The sequence below is a fragment of the Rhizobium sp. Root483D2 genome (assembly GCF_001426685.1).
GTDB lineage: Bacteria > Pseudomonadota > Alphaproteobacteria > Rhizobiales > Rhizobiaceae > Pararhizobium > Pararhizobium qamdonense.
Genome location: NZ_LMFB01000019.1, coordinates 249989 through 264821 on the forward strand (window position 1 = coordinate 249989; position 14833 = coordinate 264821).

14 protein-coding genes are annotated in these 14833 nt (G+C 59.9%); 10 read left to right on the plus strand and 4 right to left on the minus strand.

The window, feature by feature from the left end; all coding sequences use genetic code 11:
• Positions 1–50: 50 nt before the first annotated feature.
• The 3 genes from ASD32_RS17380 to ASD32_RS17390 all read left to right on the plus strand — a co-directional run bounded on the left by ASD32_RS17380 (position 51) and on the right by ASD32_RS17390 (position 2683).
• A complete protein-coding gene (locus ASD32_RS17380; RefSeq protein WP_060639287.1) occupies positions 51–551 on the plus strand; it encodes a MarR family transcriptional regulator in 501 nt (166 codons plus the stop codon).
• A gap of 103 nt (positions 552–654) precedes the next feature.
• Entirely contained in the window at positions 655–1683 is a 1029-nt protein-coding gene (locus ASD32_RS17385; protein ID WP_060639288.1) for a LacI family DNA-binding transcriptional regulator, read from the plus strand.
• Positions 1684–1711: 28 nt separating this feature from the next.
• Positions 1712–2683 (plus strand): 2-hydroxyacid dehydrogenase, encoded by a 972-nt coding sequence (locus tag ASD32_RS17390; RefSeq protein ID WP_060639289.1) that lies wholly within the window; start codon positions 1712–1714, stop codon positions 2681–2683.
• A 5-nt stretch (positions 2684–2688) separates the two neighbouring features.
• Here ASD32_RS17390 and ASD32_RS17395 read toward each other — a convergent pair whose 3' ends face one another.
• Positions 2689–3447, minus strand: coding sequence for a gamma-glutamyl-gamma-aminobutyrate hydrolase family protein (locus tag ASD32_RS17395; protein ID WP_060639290.1), 759 nt, complete (start codon positions 3445–3447; stop codon positions 2689–2691).
• Between the two features lie 443 nt (positions 3448–3890).
• Between ASD32_RS17395 and ASD32_RS17400 the strand changes: the two genes are divergently transcribed.
• The 6 genes from ASD32_RS17400 to ASD32_RS17425 all read left to right on the plus strand — a co-directional run bounded on the left by ASD32_RS17400 (position 3891) and on the right by ASD32_RS17425 (position 10852).
• On the plus strand, positions 3891–6200 hold the full coding sequence (locus ASD32_RS17400; RefSeq protein ID WP_060639291.1) for an EAL domain-containing protein: 2310 nt from the start codon (positions 3891–3893) through the stop codon (positions 6198–6200).
• 226 nt (positions 6201–6426) lie between these two features.
• Positions 6427–7173: a hypothetical protein gene (locus ASD32_RS17405; RefSeq protein ID WP_060639292.1), complete on the plus strand. Its 747-nt coding sequence runs from the start codon at positions 6427–6429 to the stop codon at positions 7171–7173.
• 219 nt (positions 7174–7392) lie between these two features.
• Positions 7393–7617: an aa3-type cytochrome c oxidase subunit IV gene (locus ASD32_RS17410; protein WP_060639570.1), complete on the plus strand. Its 225-nt coding sequence runs from the start codon at positions 7393–7395 to the stop codon at positions 7615–7617.
• A gap of 192 nt (positions 7618–7809) precedes the next feature.
• Positions 7810–8967 carry a Re/Si-specific NAD(P)(+) transhydrogenase subunit alpha gene (locus ASD32_RS17415; RefSeq protein ID WP_060639293.1) on the plus strand — a complete coding sequence of 386 codons (1158 nt, stop codon included), beginning with the start codon at positions 7810–7812 and terminating at the stop codon, positions 8965–8967.
• A gap of 63 nt (positions 8968–9030) precedes the next feature.
• Positions 9031–9441 (plus strand): NAD(P) transhydrogenase subunit alpha, encoded by a 411-nt coding sequence (locus ASD32_RS17420; RefSeq protein WP_060639294.1) that lies wholly within the window; start codon positions 9031–9033, stop codon positions 9439–9441.
• 10 nt (positions 9442–9451) lie between these two features.
• A complete protein-coding gene (locus ASD32_RS17425; RefSeq protein WP_060639295.1) occupies positions 9452–10852 on the plus strand; it encodes an NAD(P)(+) transhydrogenase (Re/Si-specific) subunit beta in 1401 nt (466 codons plus the stop codon).
• Between the two features lie 79 nt (positions 10853–10931).
• On the opposite strand, the gene ASD32_RS17430 is transcribed toward ASD32_RS17425, so the two are convergent.
• The 3 genes from ASD32_RS17430 to rpsU all read right to left on the minus strand — a co-directional run bounded on the left by ASD32_RS17430 (position 10932) and on the right by rpsU (position 13040).
• The gene (locus tag ASD32_RS17430; protein WP_060639296.1) at positions 10932–11411 is read right to left on the minus strand and encodes a DUF992 domain-containing protein; all 480 of its coding nucleotides are present in this window, start codon (positions 11409–11411) and stop codon (positions 10932–10934) included.
• Positions 11412–11625: 214 nt separating this feature from the next.
• On the minus strand, positions 11626–12513 hold the full coding sequence (locus tag ASD32_RS17435; protein WP_060639297.1) for a tetratricopeptide repeat protein: 888 nt from the start codon (positions 12511–12513) through the stop codon (positions 11626–11628).
• A gap of 281 nt (positions 12514–12794) precedes the next feature.
• On the minus strand, positions 12795–13040 hold the full coding sequence (rpsU, locus tag ASD32_RS17440; protein ID WP_328518504.1) for a 30S ribosomal protein S21: 246 nt from the start codon (positions 13038–13040) through the stop codon (positions 12795–12797).
• A gap of 411 nt (positions 13041–13451) precedes the next feature.
• Here rpsU and ASD32_RS17445 point away from each other — a divergent pair, with 411 nt between their 5' ends.
• Complete coding sequence (locus ASD32_RS17445) at positions 13452–14705, plus strand: sarcosine oxidase subunit beta (protein ID WP_060639299.1); 1254 nt, start codon at positions 13452–13454, stop codon at positions 14703–14705.
• The last annotated feature ends 128 nt before the right edge of the window (positions 14706–14833 follow it).

Genomic DNA, 14833 nt, shown 5'->3' on the forward strand with positions numbered 1-14833 from the left:
CGAGTCATACAGGTGACGGATGGCCGTGCAAGAAATTTGGTGGAGGACCGATGGGAAAGAAGAGCAAGGCCGAAAAGAAAGCCAAGGGAGCCAAGAAAAAGCATCACGACGTCGAAGTCCACGCGCAGGACCTCGCCTCGGTGCTGGTCCAGGCGGCACGTTCAATGCGCACGGTGCTGTCGCGCAACCTGGTTGAAAGCGGGCTCTATGCGGGACAGGATGGGGTGATGCTGGCTTTGGCCGAAACCGATGGGCTGACCGCCGGGGTTTTGGCGATGAAACTCGGCGTCAAGGCGCCGACCATGACCCGTACCGTCGGCCGCATGGAAGCCCAGGGTTTCCTGGAGCGGCGGGCCGATGATGAGGATGCAAGGCTGACCAAAGTCTATCTGACGACGCTCGGGCGCGACCGGCTGCAGACCATTACAGAGGCCGGCAAGACCTCTGAGGACATGGCAACGAAGGGCCTCACCGAGAAGCAGATCAAGACCCTGATGAAGCTGCTGCGTGCTGTCGATGGCAATCTTCAGGGAACAGTGGTCGCAGAATAGCTCCCTCTCTTCCTGCCTTAATTGGCGATTGCGGCGGCAATTTAAACAGTTTAAAGAGGATTTAAAAATAGCGGTATTGAGCCGGGATAGCTGAGGGGGAAACGTGGCGCAGAAGATCAAGCTCTCCACCATTGCGGAAACGCTGGGTGTGTCCACGGCAACCGTTTCACTGGCATTGCGCGATAGCCCGCTCGTGGCTGCCATGACCCGCGACAAGATCAAGGAGCAGGCCCGCGCGCTCGGCTATATCTACAATCGCCGCGCCGCCAGCCTTCGTACCTCCCGCTCCGGCATTATCGGCGTCGTCGTGCACGACATCATGAACCCGTTCTACGGCGAAATCCTGAAAGCCATCGAGGCTGAACTCGACCGCGACCGGCAGACGTTCATTCTCTCCAACCATTATGATTCCGTCGAAAAGCAGCGCGCCTTCATCGAGACGCTGCTGCAGCTCGGCGGCGACGGCGTCATCATGTCGCCGGCGATCGGTACGCCGCCGGAAGATATTCAGCTGGCGGAGGACAATGGCATGCCGGCCATCCTGATCGCCCGCTCGATCGAGGGCGTGGACGTGCCGATTTTCCGTGGTGACGATGCCTATGGCATCTCGCTTGCCACCAATCACCTGATCAGCCTTGGCCACCGCGTTATCGCCATGGTCGGCGGCACCGACCAGACCTCGACCGGCCGCGACCGCTATCAGGGCTACGTCAATGCGCTGCGCAAGGCCAATATCGACGTCGATCCGGACCTGCGCATTCCCGGCCCCCGCTCGATGCAGGGCGGCTTCGAGGCGGCGGTGCATCTGCTCTCCTTGCCGCAGAAACCCACAGCCGTCGTCTGCTGGAACGATCTGGTCGCCATCGGCATGATGAACGGCATTGCCCGCGCTGGCCTTGTGCCCGGCCGCGATGTTTCGGTGACCGGCTATGACGATCTGGAGGAAGCCTCGATCGCAACGCCGGCGCTCACCACCGTCTGGAACGGTCAGTCGGATGTCGGCCGCAGTGCGGCCCGCGCGCTGCTCGACAAGCTGAATGGCAGCCATGAGCCGGATGGTATCCACCTGATCAAGCCGGAAATGCGGATCCGTCAATCGACCGGTCCGCTCCGGCCCAATCCCACAGAGTAAGTTTATCCAATTCCGCAAGGAGCAAAACATGTCCGATGTCCGCCAGCGTATTCTCGTGCCCGGAAAAATGAACCAGCGCGTGCTCGACCGTTTGCCTGACCATTTCGAGCCCGTTTTCATCGCCGCCACCGATCCAGCGCTCGTCACGGCCGAGCTTTCGTCCAGCGTTGCCGGCATCGCAGTCCAGGGTAAAATTCCAGCCGAATTCGTCGATGCATTTCCCAAGCTGGAAATCATCGCCAATTTCGGCGTCGGCTATGATGGCGTGGATGCTGTGCATGCGGCAGAGCGTGGTGTCATGGTGACCAACACGCCGGATGTGCTGACGGAAGAGGTCGCCGATACCGCTATTGGCCTGCTGCTCAATACGGTCCGGTGTTTCCCGGTTGCCGAACAGTGGCTGCGTCAGGGACGCTGGGTCAAGGAGGGCGCGTTTGTTCTCACGCCGTTGACATTGCGCGGCCGCACCGTCGGTCTCTATGGCCTCGGCCGGATCGGACTGGCGATTGCCAAGCGGCTGGAAGCCTTCGGTGTCTCCATTGCCTATCATGCCCGCACGCCGCGCGAGGGGCTGGCCTATACACACTACACGACGTTGAAGAGCATGGCGGAAGCGGTTGATACGATCATCGTCATCGTGCCCGGTACCGAGAGCACCCGCAGGACCGTCAATGCCGAGGTGTTGCAAGCCCTGGGGCCGCAGGGTGTATTGATCAATGTCGGACGCGGCACGACCGTGGATGAGGAGGCGCTGATCGATGCCCTGCAGCGCGGCGTTATTGCTGCCGCCGGTCTCGATGTCTTTGAGAATGAACCCCACGTTCCCGAGGCTCTTCTTTCTCTGCCGAATGTCTCACTTCTGCCGCATGTCGCCTCGGCCTCGCAGGCGACGCGCGATGCCATGGCCGATCTGGTAGTGGACAATCTGGTTGCCTGGTTTGAGACCGGTGCAGCATTGACGCCGGTCCCGGAAACGCCGTTCAAGCGGAAGACGGCGTAAAGCCGTCAACCCTTCGTCTTGGCCGCCGCATAGGCGCGAACCGCATCGCCGAATGCCTCAAACAAGGTCGAGGACGGTGTGTCCTTCCCAACCCAGTATTCCGGATGCCATTGCACGCCGACAGCAAACGCCTTGGCGTCGATGACCGATACGGCCTCGACAGTGCCGTCTTCGGCGACGGCCTCGACGGCCAACCGGGGGGCTGCCGTCGAGATTGCCTGCCGGTGCAGCGAATTGACCTGCACCGAGCCTGCGCCGAGAATGGAGGCGAGGCAGCTGCCTTCCTTGACGAGGACATTCTGGCGGATGCCGTAGGCGATATCGAGATCCGGTACATCGGGCTTGCGGTGATCGGAAATGCCGGGCATGTCCTGGATCTCGCTTGCCAGCGTGCCACCCAGCGCAACGTTCAGTTCCTGAATGCCACGGCAGATGGCAAGCACCGGCACGCCGCGTTCCAGCGCACGCCGGATCAGCGGCAAGCTTGTGGCGTCGCGGCCCGGATCGAACGGGCCATCAGCCTCCGTCGCCTCCTGACCATAGAGCGAGGGGTGAACATTCGTGCGCGATCCGCTGACCAGCACGCCATCCACCCGGTCGAGGATTTCATCCGCATCATTGCCATTCTCAAGGGCCGGAACAAGGAATGTCATCACGCCAGAGCCTTCGACGGCGGCACGAACATATTGATGCGGCGTGGCATGCCAGACATTGCCGTCGAATGTCCTGAAGTCAGCGGGTATGGCTACAACCGGTTTTGGCACTGCTGGGTCTCCATTTGCGGCCCGTCAGCATCGCTGAAAGCAAAGCCTCTTATCACATGATCAAGCCATTGCCCTGACGGCCAACGGAAGTCAATTCCGGTCGAAGCGGCAGGATACGCAAACCTCTTGCCAGCAACTGGCAAGATATGGCCCTTTGTCTTAGAATTGGAGTAACCATTCCATCAGATAAATCGCCGGGCAAAATTACTGGAAAAAAGCCTTGTGCCGGCGCGGGTAAAAACCGGTTTGCAGCGTGAAACCATGTCCGGTTGCAGAAAGGCTTTACTCCTTAAAGATGGCTACAATACTGGGTTGAAATCCGTCAAAGTCAGCGTGTTTGAACCGATATACCTAATACATGCAGTGATTTTTTCCGGTAACCGCGCGAAATCTTTCGTTAAACCCTCGGGAATAACACTTCGCCAAACCGGAGCAGGGGGTTCATGAAGTCAAATGAACAGAGCGCTCTTCCGACCGATGTGTATCTTTCGTTCGTAAGCTCACTCTACGATTATCGACAGACATTGTTGATCGGCATGCTGTCGCATGTCGTAACATTCCTGCTTGTCTTTGCAAAAACCCACGATCCTTTTTTCCTCGGCTGCACGGTCGCCATTGTGCTGATCTGGCTCGTCCGGGGTGTCGGCATGCGCCGGTTTGACCGGGAAGATCTGGCCTCGCTGAGCTTTGAAGGCATCCGCCGCTGGGAAAACCGCTATAATGCCGGTGGTGTCTGCGCGACGCTGACGCTGGGAATAGCCTGCGGCTATGCCATTCTTGCTACCCGCGATCCCTTTGCCGAACTCGCCTGCATTTCTGTTACGCTCGCCACCATGGTGTCGCTGGTCGGGCGAAACTATGGTTCGGCCCGTGCGGTCGTCGTCATGTCCCTGTCGGCCTGCGGCCCGATCATCCTCGGTCTGCTCGGCCTGATGGACGTATTCATGGCGCTGCTTGCCGTTCTGATCGTGCCGTTCATCCTCACCACCTGGTCGATGGCGCGCGGTGTGCGCGAAACTCTGCACAAGAATGTTCTGGCCGCGCGCGAGATATCGACGATCGCCAGCCGGTTCGATCTCGCGCTTAACAATATGCCGCATGGCCTGTTCATGCTGGACGCAGACAACCGCATTCTGGTCGCCAACCGGCGGGCCTGTGAGCTTCTCAATCTCGGCGAGCGCGAACGCCTCAAGGACTGCCATCTCGATGCCGTCTTGCGCTATGGCGTGCGCCATACATTTTTAGAGCAGGATCAGGCAAAGCAGGTGCTGAAGCAGCTGGACCAGCTGGTGCAGGGCATGCAGTCGCGCGCGCTCATCCCGTTTTCAGACGACCTGTTTCTGGAGTTTTCCGCAAGCCGCCGCGACAATGGCGGCGTCGTGCTGATTTTTGAGGACGTGACGGCGCGGGTGCGGGCGGAAAAGAAGATCCTGCAGATGGCGCGGTTCGACACGCTCACCGGCCTGCCCAATCGCGATTATTTCGGCGAACTGGTCAGCAACGCGCTCGTCGATAAAAACCGCAATGGTCTGGCCGGCTTCATGATTCTGAATGTCGCCGAGTTCAAGCATGTCAACGATATGCGCGGCCATATCGTCGGCGACAGATTGTTGTGCGCGATCTCCGAGCGGCTGAAGAAGGTGACGGGGAACAAGGCGATTGCGGCGCGCCTGATGGGCGACGAATTCGTTCTGTTCTTTTCCAGCGACAGCAACCGGCGTGTGCTGGAAGAGCGCATGCGGGCGGTGCACGCCCAGATGCGCGGAGCTTATCTTGCCAGCGGCTTTACCTTCAATATCTCGATGAGCGCCGGCTACGTGATTGCCGATAATTGCGATTTCCGGCTGGAAGACATGCAGATTAAGGCCGATCTCGCGCTGTTTGAAAGCAAGAGCCGCGACAAGGGCAGCTGCACCGCATTCGAAGCGGAGATGGATGCAAACTATCTCGACAGGCAGAAGCTGAAGACCGATCTGCGCGAGGCAATCGAGATGGGCGGGCTGTCGGTAGCCTATCAGCCGATGTTCATCGCCGACGGCTCGCGCATCGAATGCTGCGAGGCGCTGGCGCGTTGGACCCATCCCGAGCGTGGCCCGGTTGCGCCGGATGTGTTTATCCAGGTGGCCGAGGAAATCGGTGTGGTTTCCAGCATCACCAAATTCATGCTGCGCCAAGCCTGTCTGGATTGCCTGCAATGGCCAAGTCATATCGCCGTTTCCGTCAATCTCTCGGTTCTGGATCTTCGCAATGGCGAGATCATCCCGATCGTCACGGATATCCTGTCCGAGACGGGGCTCGATCCGTCCCGGCTGCATCTGGAAGTGACGGAAAGCTGCCTGATGGAAGAGGCGGCCAAGGTGCAGACGATCCTGCAGGAACTGCGCGCGCGCGGCATTACCATCGCCATCGACGATTTCGGAACGGGATATTCCAGCCTCAGCTATCTCGATGCGCTGCCGCTCGATATCATCAAGATCGACCGCTCCTTCGTGCGCAACATCCGCGAGGATGCCCGCCGCTTCAAGCTTCTGCGCGGCATGGTCAACCTGTCGCGCGAGCTCGGGTTGAAAATCGTCATCGAGGGGGTTGAGACCAGCGACCAGCTGGCGCTGATCAATCAGTATAAATGTGCCGACCTGATCCAAGGATATGTGTTTGCCGCGCCCATGCCGTCGCTTGCGATCGAAAGCCTGTCGGACACGTTGCTGAAAAAGCTTTCCGTATCGAAACGGCGCAGCCGGCGGACCGCTTAGGCGTCCCGGCTGAAAACTTCTTGCTTTCAATCCGACCGTGCTGCCATTCCGGGACACCGGAGTTGCGCCTGTTTCACGCTGTTACGCCATCAAAAAACTCAACGGTAATTTAGCGTTAACTATCTGTTAACCTTAACAAATGGTTTATGCTTAATAAACCATTAAGATATTGTGAGGTGCCTCCGTTTAGCCGATGAATGCCCCTTCAACAGGGGCATTTGACGAGATGAAAGCGGAGCAGAACAGATTTTCAGAGCGGTTGCTCGAACTGTTGGACCATGTGGAATATCGCCGGGTCGAGACGGGCGAGGACATGGAAGATGTCGCCCGCATCCGTTTCAAGGCCTACAAGATGGCCGACATCCTGCCCTTGTCCGGCACGATGCTGATCGATGACATCGATTTCGACAGTCACGCCTATGTTTTCGGGATCTATTTCGAGGAGCGCCTGATCAGCACGGTGCGCGTGCATCATGTGACGCCCGAGCACCGGGTCAGCTCGTCCGGTTCGGTCTTTGGCGCGGAGATCGACAGTTTTCTGGATGCCGGCCTGTCCCTGATCGATCCGGTCCGGCTTGCCGCCGATCCGGAGATCCTCAAGGAAATGCCGGCGATCCCCTATCTGACCCTGCGGGTCGCCACTATGGCCTCCGAGCATTTCGATGTCGACCGGTGTCTGTCGCTGGTCAAGCCGCAGCATGCCGCCTTCTACAAGCGCATCTTCGATGCCGACACGATCGTGTCACCGCAAAAGAACTGCGGCGACTACAAGATCGACCTGACGCTGCTTGCTGCCCGCGTCCGCGAAATCCGGCCCTGGCTCTATACGCGGTTTCCGTTTTTCGATTCGGAAGCGTTCGAGCGGCGCATGATGTTCGGGGATGACCGGGAGGCGCAGTATGCGCCGCTGACGGTGCTGCCCACCGCGCGGCTGGCGCTGACGATGCAGAGCCGTGCGCGCAATCCGGGCTGACCAGGCTTGAAGTGCCGCAACTGCCCTCCGCCACACCGTTATGCCGCAGGTTGCAGCTGCAGTTTTCGTTGCGTTTGACCGTGGCTTTGTGTAAGGCCACCTATGCGCGATCGATGCTCTCGGGCCCTTTGAATGCGCATGGAATGGAAGAGAGACGGGATGCCGCGCTTGCCGCCAAAGGCGAACCAGGGCGCAGCTGAATTTCAGGGAGATATGACAATGGCTGAACATCACTCCGGACCGGCCGAACTGGGCGCACCGATGGATTATGCCGAACACGAGAAGACCTATAATTTCTTCCTCGAGGCGACGAAAATTGTCACGATCTTCTGCGTTGCGCTGCTGATCGCCATGGCTGCCGGTTTCTTCACCAGCGCCGGCTTCTTCACCGCCTTCGTTCTTTTCGTTCTCCTCAATATCGCCGGTTTCGTGCTGCTGCGCTGACCGGCTTTCCAAACTTCTGACGGAAGCGGCACTTGGGAGTGAGGTGCCGGCTTTTGCATGGCCCGGTGTTCGCCGGGCCGGAAAAGACATGCGCGCAGGCCGCCAAAGGGTGGCTCAAGGCGTGATTATCGAGTGTACGGGATAGTGGAAATCGCGGCCTGCCATGTTCCCGCCCGTTTCAGGGAGGAACCTGTGGCAGAGACCGTATTCATACCGTTGGAAACATTTCCGGGTGAGGGCCGTATCGCGGCGTCGCCTGAGAGTGTGAAGAAGCTCAAGACCCTCGGCTTCGATGTCGTGGTTCAGGCCGGTGCCGGCACTCTGTCGCGTATTCCAGACAGCGAATTCGAAAAAGCCGGTGCGGCGATCGGCTCTGCCGGCGATGCTGCCCGCGCCGATGTGGTGCTGAAGGTGCGGCGTCCGTCTTCGGCAGAAGTCGCCGGCTACAAGTCCGGCGCCATCGTGCTGGCGATCATGGATCCCTATGGCAACGATCAGGCATTGGCCGAGATGGCCAAGGCGGGCGTTTCGGCATTTGCGATGGAGCTGATGCCGCGCATCACCCGTGCCCAGTCCATGGACGTGCTCTCCTCCCAGGCCAATCTTGCCGGCTATCAGGCCGTGATCGAGGCAGCCTCCGAATATGACCGGGCGATGCCGATGATGATGACGGCGGCGGGCACTGTCCCTGCGGCAAAGGTCTTCGTCATGGGCGCTGGCGTTGCCGGCCTGCAGGCGATTGCCACGGCGCGGCGTCTGGGTGCCGTTGTCTCCGCCACCGACGTCCGCCCTGCTTCCAAGGAACAGGTCGCCTCGCTCGGCGCCAAGTTCGTGGCCGTCGAGGACGAGGAATTCAAGGCGGCCGAAACCGCTGGCGGCTATGCCAAGGAAATGTCGGCGGAATACAAGGCCAAGCAGGCGGCGCTGACCGCCGAGCATCTGGCCAAGCAGGATATCGTCATCACCACCGCGCTGATCCCCGGCCGCCCGGCGCCCCGGCTCATCACCCGCGATATGCTCAAAGCGATGAAGCCCGGCTCGATCGCCGTCGATCTGGCCGTCGAGCGCGGCGGCAATGTCGAGGGTGCGGTTGCAGATCAGGTGGTCGAGGTCGAGGGCGTCAAGGTCGTCGGCTACACCAATATGCCCGGCCGTATCGCCGCGTCCGCGTCCGCACTCTACGCCAAGAACCTCGTGACGTTCCTCGAGACCATGGTTTCCAAGGAAACCAAGGCGCTGGCGCTCAATGCCGGGGACGAACTGGTCAAGGCGACGATGCTGACGCATGGCGGTGCCGTGGTGCATCCGAATTTCGCCGCAGCGCCGGTCGTGGTTGCCGCAAGCTCTTAAAATACTGGAGAGGGCAGCGTGCGTGCTTCGGGGAGAAGCGCGGCTGCCTCAGGGAGAAATGGTATGGCCAATGAGATGCTCGACAAGGCGATCGGCGAGCTCGACCGGGCGGTCGAAGCGGTGCGCACCGCCGCCGAATATGTGCCGGATGCCACCGGTCATGTCGTCCACGGGTTGAGTGGCGGCGCGATCGATCCGTTCGTGTTTCAGCTGGCGATCTTCGTTCTATCGATCTTCGTCGGCTATTACGTGGTGTGGTCGGTGACGCCGGCTCTGCACACGCCGCTGATGGCGGTCACCAACGCGATTTCTTCGGTTATCGTCGTCGGTGCACTGCTTGCCGTCGGCATTTCTGCCTCCGGCCTTGCCACCGGCTTCGGCTTCGTGGCGCTGATCCTTGCCTCGGTCAATATTTTCGGCGGCTTCCTGGTGACCCAGCGCATGCTGGCCATGTACAAGAAAAAAGAGAAGTGAGGCTGCCGTCATGAGTGCCAATATCGCAGCCTTCCTCTATCTGGTTTCCGGTGTCCTGTTCATCATGGCGCTGCGCGGCCTGTCGCATCCGACCACCTCGCGCCGGGGCAATATTCTCGGCATGGTCGGCATGGGCATCGCCATCGTCACCACGCTTCTGCTGGCCACGCCGTCGTTCGGCGGTCTGGTGCTGATCGTGCTCGGTCTTGCCATTGGTGGCGGTGCGGGTGCCTATATCGCCCGCTCGATCCCGATGACGTCGATGCCGCAGCTTGTTGCCGGCTTCCATTCGCTGGTCGGTCTTGCCGCCGTGCTCGTCGCAGCCTCGGCACTGTATACGCCGTCCTCTTTCGGCATCGGTGAGATCGGCGGGATCCATGCCCAGGCGCTGGTCGAAATGGCGCTTGGTGTCGCCATCGGCGCCATCACCTTTACCGGCTCGATCATCGCGTTTCTGAAGCTCGATGGCCGCATGTCCGGCAAGCCGATCATGCTGCCGTTCCGCCATGTCATCAACACGGTTCTTCTGCTGTTGATCATCTTCTTCATCGTCGGGCTTGCGGCGTCGGAAAGCCATTTCGATTTCTGGGCGATCGTTGTTCTCTCGCTGGTGCTCGGCGTGCTCTTGATCGTGCCGATCGGCGGCGCCGACATGCCGGTGGTCGTTTCCATGCTGAATTCCTATTCCGGCTGGGCCGCTGCCGGCATCGGCTTCACACTTGGAAATTTGGCGCTGATCATCACCGGCGCTCTGGTCGGCTCGTCGGGCGCGATCCTGTCCTACATCATGTGCAAGGGCATGAACCGTTCCTTCATTTCGGTCATTCTCGGCGGTTTCGGTGGCGATACGGCAGCCGCTGCCAGCGATGACGGCGTTGTCCGCACCGTCAAGCAAGGCTCGGCCGATGATGCCGCCTTCTTGATGGCCAATGCGTCGAAGGTGATCATCGTGCCGGGTTACGGCATGGCGGTGGCGCAGGCCCAGCACGCCGTGCGCGAACTGGCGGATGCACTGAAAAAGAATGGCGTCGAAGTGAAATATGCCATCCATCCGGTCGCAGGCCGTATGCCTGGCCATATGAACGTGCTCTTGGCGGAAGCCAATGTGCCCTATGATGAAGTGTTCGAGCTCGAAGACATCAACTCGGAATTCGCGCAGGCAGACGTAGCCTATGTCATCGGCGCCAACGACGTCACCAACCCGGCGGCACGCGACGACAAGACCTCGCCGATCTATGGCATGCCGATCCTCGACGTCGATAAGGCCAAGACCTGCCTGTTCGTCAAGCGCTCGCTCGGCTCCGGCTATGCCGGTATCGACAATACGCTGTTCTATAAGGACGGCACGATGATGCTGCTTGGGGATGCCAAGAAGATGACCGACGATATCGTCAAGGCGATGAACCACTGACGGTATTCTTCAAAGCTGAACGCAAAAATGCCCGCCGGTGTGGCGGGCATTTTTGTGACTGGAGGTCAAAATATCCGGATCAGATGGCTGCCGGAGCGAGCGTCATCTTCTCGACGCCGATAGCAATATTCAGGCCTTCCTGAACCTGAACGTTGACGGGCTGCAACATGAACGCCTTGTCGATGCCGCCACCAAGGATCTTGGCGCCCGCACCGGCTGCAAAGCTCGCATCGGCTCCAACGCCATAATAGGCTCCGCTCAGCGGAAAGTTGGCATCGCTGACGCCGGTCTTGGCGAGCACATCCCAGATCATCACGCTCTTGCCGGTCTGGCCGAGATCGATGCCGAATTTCTCGATCTTGCCGTCATAAACCGCTGCCGGTCCGCCAGCCGCCGAGGTGTAAGTGCATCTCAGCAGCTTCTCGGAGGTGATGATCATGCCGACGTTACCGTCCGAGCCACACACCAGCCGGCCCAGGGTCACATAATCTGCGGCAGCCACTGGTGCGACCCAGACGGCGGCCAGTGCAGTTGCGGCGATGATTGTGCGTTTCAACATGGTTCTTGCTCCTGTTCTACCCTCTCATTGCCGTTTTTGCTCAGAGGGAGCGTTTAATTCTTCGCGCGTGCGGGGTTCATAAGGGCAATGCGCAGATGGTGAGCCAACAACGGATCGCAGAGAAGTTGGTTCCCTCCAGTACGAAGGACAAGCAATAAAAAACCCGCTGCGGTGGCAGCGGGTTGATATGTCGCTTATCGGTAAAGGCTCACTTTTACCCGGTGGCTTTCACGCGCGCCAGGCCGGCGCGGGCTGGTTCGTATTTGGGATCCAGCGACAGCGCATGGCCGTAGGATTTTGCGGCCTTTGCCTTGTCGCCACGGCGCTCATAGACCAGCGCCTGGTTGGCCCAGGATTCGGCGATCTTGCCGTTCAGATTGATGGCCGTGTTGAAATCCGCAAACGCGTTATCGTCGTCGTTGGTGGCGACATAGGAAATCCCGCGGCCGTTGTAAGGCTCGGGCGCGCTGGGCGAAAGCGAGATCGCGGTCGAGAAATCCTCGATCGCCTGGGCATGCTGCTTGCGGGCCTGATAGATCAAACCGCGATTGTGATAGGCGCGGGGATCTGTCGTGTCGAGTTCGATGGCCTTGTTGAAATCGGCGAAAGCCTGATCCAGCTGCCCGGCCTGGCGATAAAGATTGCCGCGGCCGATGAAAGCGACGTCGTAACGAGGGTTCAGCTGCAGCGCCCGGTTATAGTCGGATTGTGCTGACGACTGGTCGCCCATATTGCGTTCGACAAGCGCCCGGTTGGCATAGGCCTGGTAGAATTGCGGGTTGAGTTCAATCGCCTTGTTGAAATCGGCAAGCGCCCGGCGGAATTCGCCGGCGCGGCCATAGGCCGACCCACGCACATTGTAGCCTTCCGGATCGCTCGGATTGGCGGAAATCACGGCGGAGAGCGAAGCGATGTTCTCCTCGCTGCCCTGTGCCCGCTCGACACGCATCATGTCGTTCGACGTCTCGGCGGTGGTGCAGCCTGAAAGCGCCAAAGCGCCGGCCACCGCCAATAGGGAGGCGAGAGCGAAGCCGCGACGATGGGAGCGCCCGGCATGGCCGGTATGGTCGGAAAAATCCGCAGTCCTGGCAGTCGATGTCAAGATTGATTTCCTCGATTAAGCGAAGCGTCTCGGCATGTCCCGGGCCTGTAGCGGCGGATCGGGCCAGCATGCACAGTTTCAAAGTCCGGGACGCTCTTACACCATAATGGGTGGCACCATCATGATGGGCGTTCCGTGTGTCCGAAGACAGTGTAGCACGCTCTGCGCGCTGGTCGCCCGTACGCGGAATTATTTCCGGTGCGACTGAAGAAATAGAAAGAGCGGTGGCGATGATATCGCCCCCGCCCGATTTACGCGTCAAATGCGCCGTAAATGCTTGATCAGCGTGCTGCAGCCGCCGAAGGGCGGGCGGTCACGATGCCGCTTTCGCGCTGCAGACGCTTGCGGGCCAGCTTGCGGATGCGGCGAACGCCTTCAGCCTTTTCGCGGGCGCGCTTCTGGGATGGCTTTTCGTAGGCCTCACGCATCTTCATTTCGCGGAAAATGCCTTCGCGCTGCATCTTCTTCTTGAGTGCGCGAAGCGCTTGATCGACATTGTTGTCGCGGACTAGTACCTGCACGTGAATCCCGTTCCTTCAGTTTGGAGTGATCGCCTCATGAAGTCAGGTCAACGAGGCAAAAAAATAATGTTCGCGGAGCCCGGAAGCTTTACGATTGGGTGAGCGGATACCAGATCGCTCGCCCAAAGTCCAGCTTGCAGTTGCTTTCCCTCGCTGAAACTGCCGGAAAACCGTGGCTTTGCGGCATGGGGTGCGGGAATTGCGATGCGGCGAGGGTGCGCGTCAGCAGGTGCGGCGCGCTTTCCCATATGTGCACCGCCTTATATTGCAGCGGGGATGCGGCATGTCGCAAGTCGTGCGACAAGCGCCGTCTCGCGTCGCAAAAGAAACGTTGCGGAAGTCCGGGATTTGCGATTTCTAGGTTCGACCTTAAGAAATTCACCGGCCTTTCGGCAGGACTACGGAGTGTGAAAGCGGATGCGCAAATATTCGGTTTTTGCTGTCGCTCGCGAAGCGATGCGCGGCCACAGGGGATGGGAGGCGCAATGGACCTCGCCCGAGCCGCGCAAAGAGTATGATGTCATCATCATCGGCGCCGGCGGTCATGGTCTGGGCACGGCCTATTATCTTGCCAAGGAACACGGCATCACCAATATCGCGGTGCTGGAAAAAGGCTGGCTCGGCGGCGGCAATACCGGCCGCAACACCACCATCATCCGCTCCAACTATCTTTATGACGAAAGCGCGGGGATCTATGATCACGCTCTGAAGCTCTGGGATGGGCTCAGCCAGGATCTCAACTACAACGTCATGTATTCGGCGCGCGGCGTGATGATGCTGTCGCACAACATTCACGACCAGCAGGTGTTCAAGCGGCATATCCATGCCAACCGCCTCAACGGCATCGACAATGAATGGCTGACGCCGGAGCAGGCGCAGGAATTCTGCCCGCCGCTCGATATTTCCCGCAACGCCCGCTATCCGATCAATGGCGCCGCCCTGCAGCGCCGCGGCGGCACGGCCCGTCACGACGCCGTTGCCTGGGGCTATGCCCGCGCGGCCGCCGATCGCGGTGTTCATATTATCCAGAACTGTGAAGTCACCGGTATCCGCCGCAACCCGGACGGCTCCGTTGCCGGTGTCGATACCAATCGCGGCCAGATCAATGCCAAGAAGGTCGGCGTCGTCGCCGCCGGTCACACCTCGGTTCTGATGGAAATGGCCGGCGTGCGCATGCCGCTGGTCAGCTATCCGCTGCAGGCCTTGGTGTCCGAGCCGGTCAAGCCGATCTTCCCCTGCGTTGTCATGTCCAACACCGTGCACGCCTATATCTCGCAGTCCGACAAGGGCGAACTCGTCATCGGCGCCGGGACCGACCAGTATTCCTCCTATTCCCAGACCGGCGGCCTGCAGATCATCACCCATACGCTGGATGCGATCTGCGAGCTGTTTCCCATTTTCCGCCGGATGAAGATGATGCGCTCCTGGGGCGGTATCGTCGATGTGACGCCGGATCGCTCGCCGATCCTCGCCAAGACCCCGGTTTCCGGTCTCTATGTCAACTGTGGCTGGGGAACCGGCGGCTTCAAGGCGACGCCGGGCTCGGCCAATGTCTTTGCCCACACTATTGCCAACGACGCGCCGCACAAGATCAACGCGCCGTTCACGCTGGAACGCTTCCGCTCAGGCCGCCTGATCGACGAAGCGGCCGCTGCCGCCGTTGCGCATTGATGGGTGTGTTGATGTTCAGTGCTCGCGGTTACCCCCCTCTGTCACTTCGTGACATCTCCCCCTCAAGGGGGGAGATCGTTCTTTTTCCTTACAGGCGTAAAAGTCAGCGGCTGATCTCCCCCCTTGAG

Bases quoted from the DNA above. Each gene is read 5' to 3' on its own strand.
- ASD32_RS17390 (WP_060639289.1), top strand. From the start codon at position 1,712: ATGTCCGATGTCCGCCAGCGTATTCTCGTGCCCGGAAAAATGAACCAG.
- ASD32_RS17380 (WP_060639287.1), top strand. From the start codon at position 51: ATGGGAAAGAAGAGCAAGGCCGAAAAGAAAGCCAAGGGAGCCAAGAAA.
- ASD32_RS17420 (WP_060639294.1), top strand. From the start codon at position 9,031: ATGGCCAATGAGATGCTCGACAAGGCGATCGGCGAGCTCGACCGGGCG.
- ASD32_RS17425 (WP_060639295.1), top strand. From the start codon at position 9,452: ATGAGTGCCAATATCGCAGCCTTCCTCTATCTGGTTTCCGGTGTCCTG.
- ASD32_RS17405 (WP_060639292.1), top strand. From the start codon at position 6,427: ATGAAAGCGGAGCAGAACAGATTTTCAGAGCGGTTGCTCGAACTGTTG.
- ASD32_RS17430 (WP_060639296.1), bottom strand. From the start codon at position 11,411: ATGTTGAAACGCACAATCATCGCCGCAACTGCACTGGCCGCCGTCTGG.
- ASD32_RS17410 (WP_060639570.1), top strand. From the start codon at position 7,393: ATGGCTGAACATCACTCCGGACCGGCCGAACTGGGCGCACCGATGGAT.
- ASD32_RS17445 (WP_060639299.1), top strand. From the start codon at position 13,452: ATGCGCAAATATTCGGTTTTTGCTGTCGCTCGCGAAGCGATGCGCGGC.
- ASD32_RS17400 (WP_060639291.1), top strand. From the start codon at position 3,891: ATGAAGTCAAATGAACAGAGCGCTCTTCCGACCGATGTGTATCTTTCG.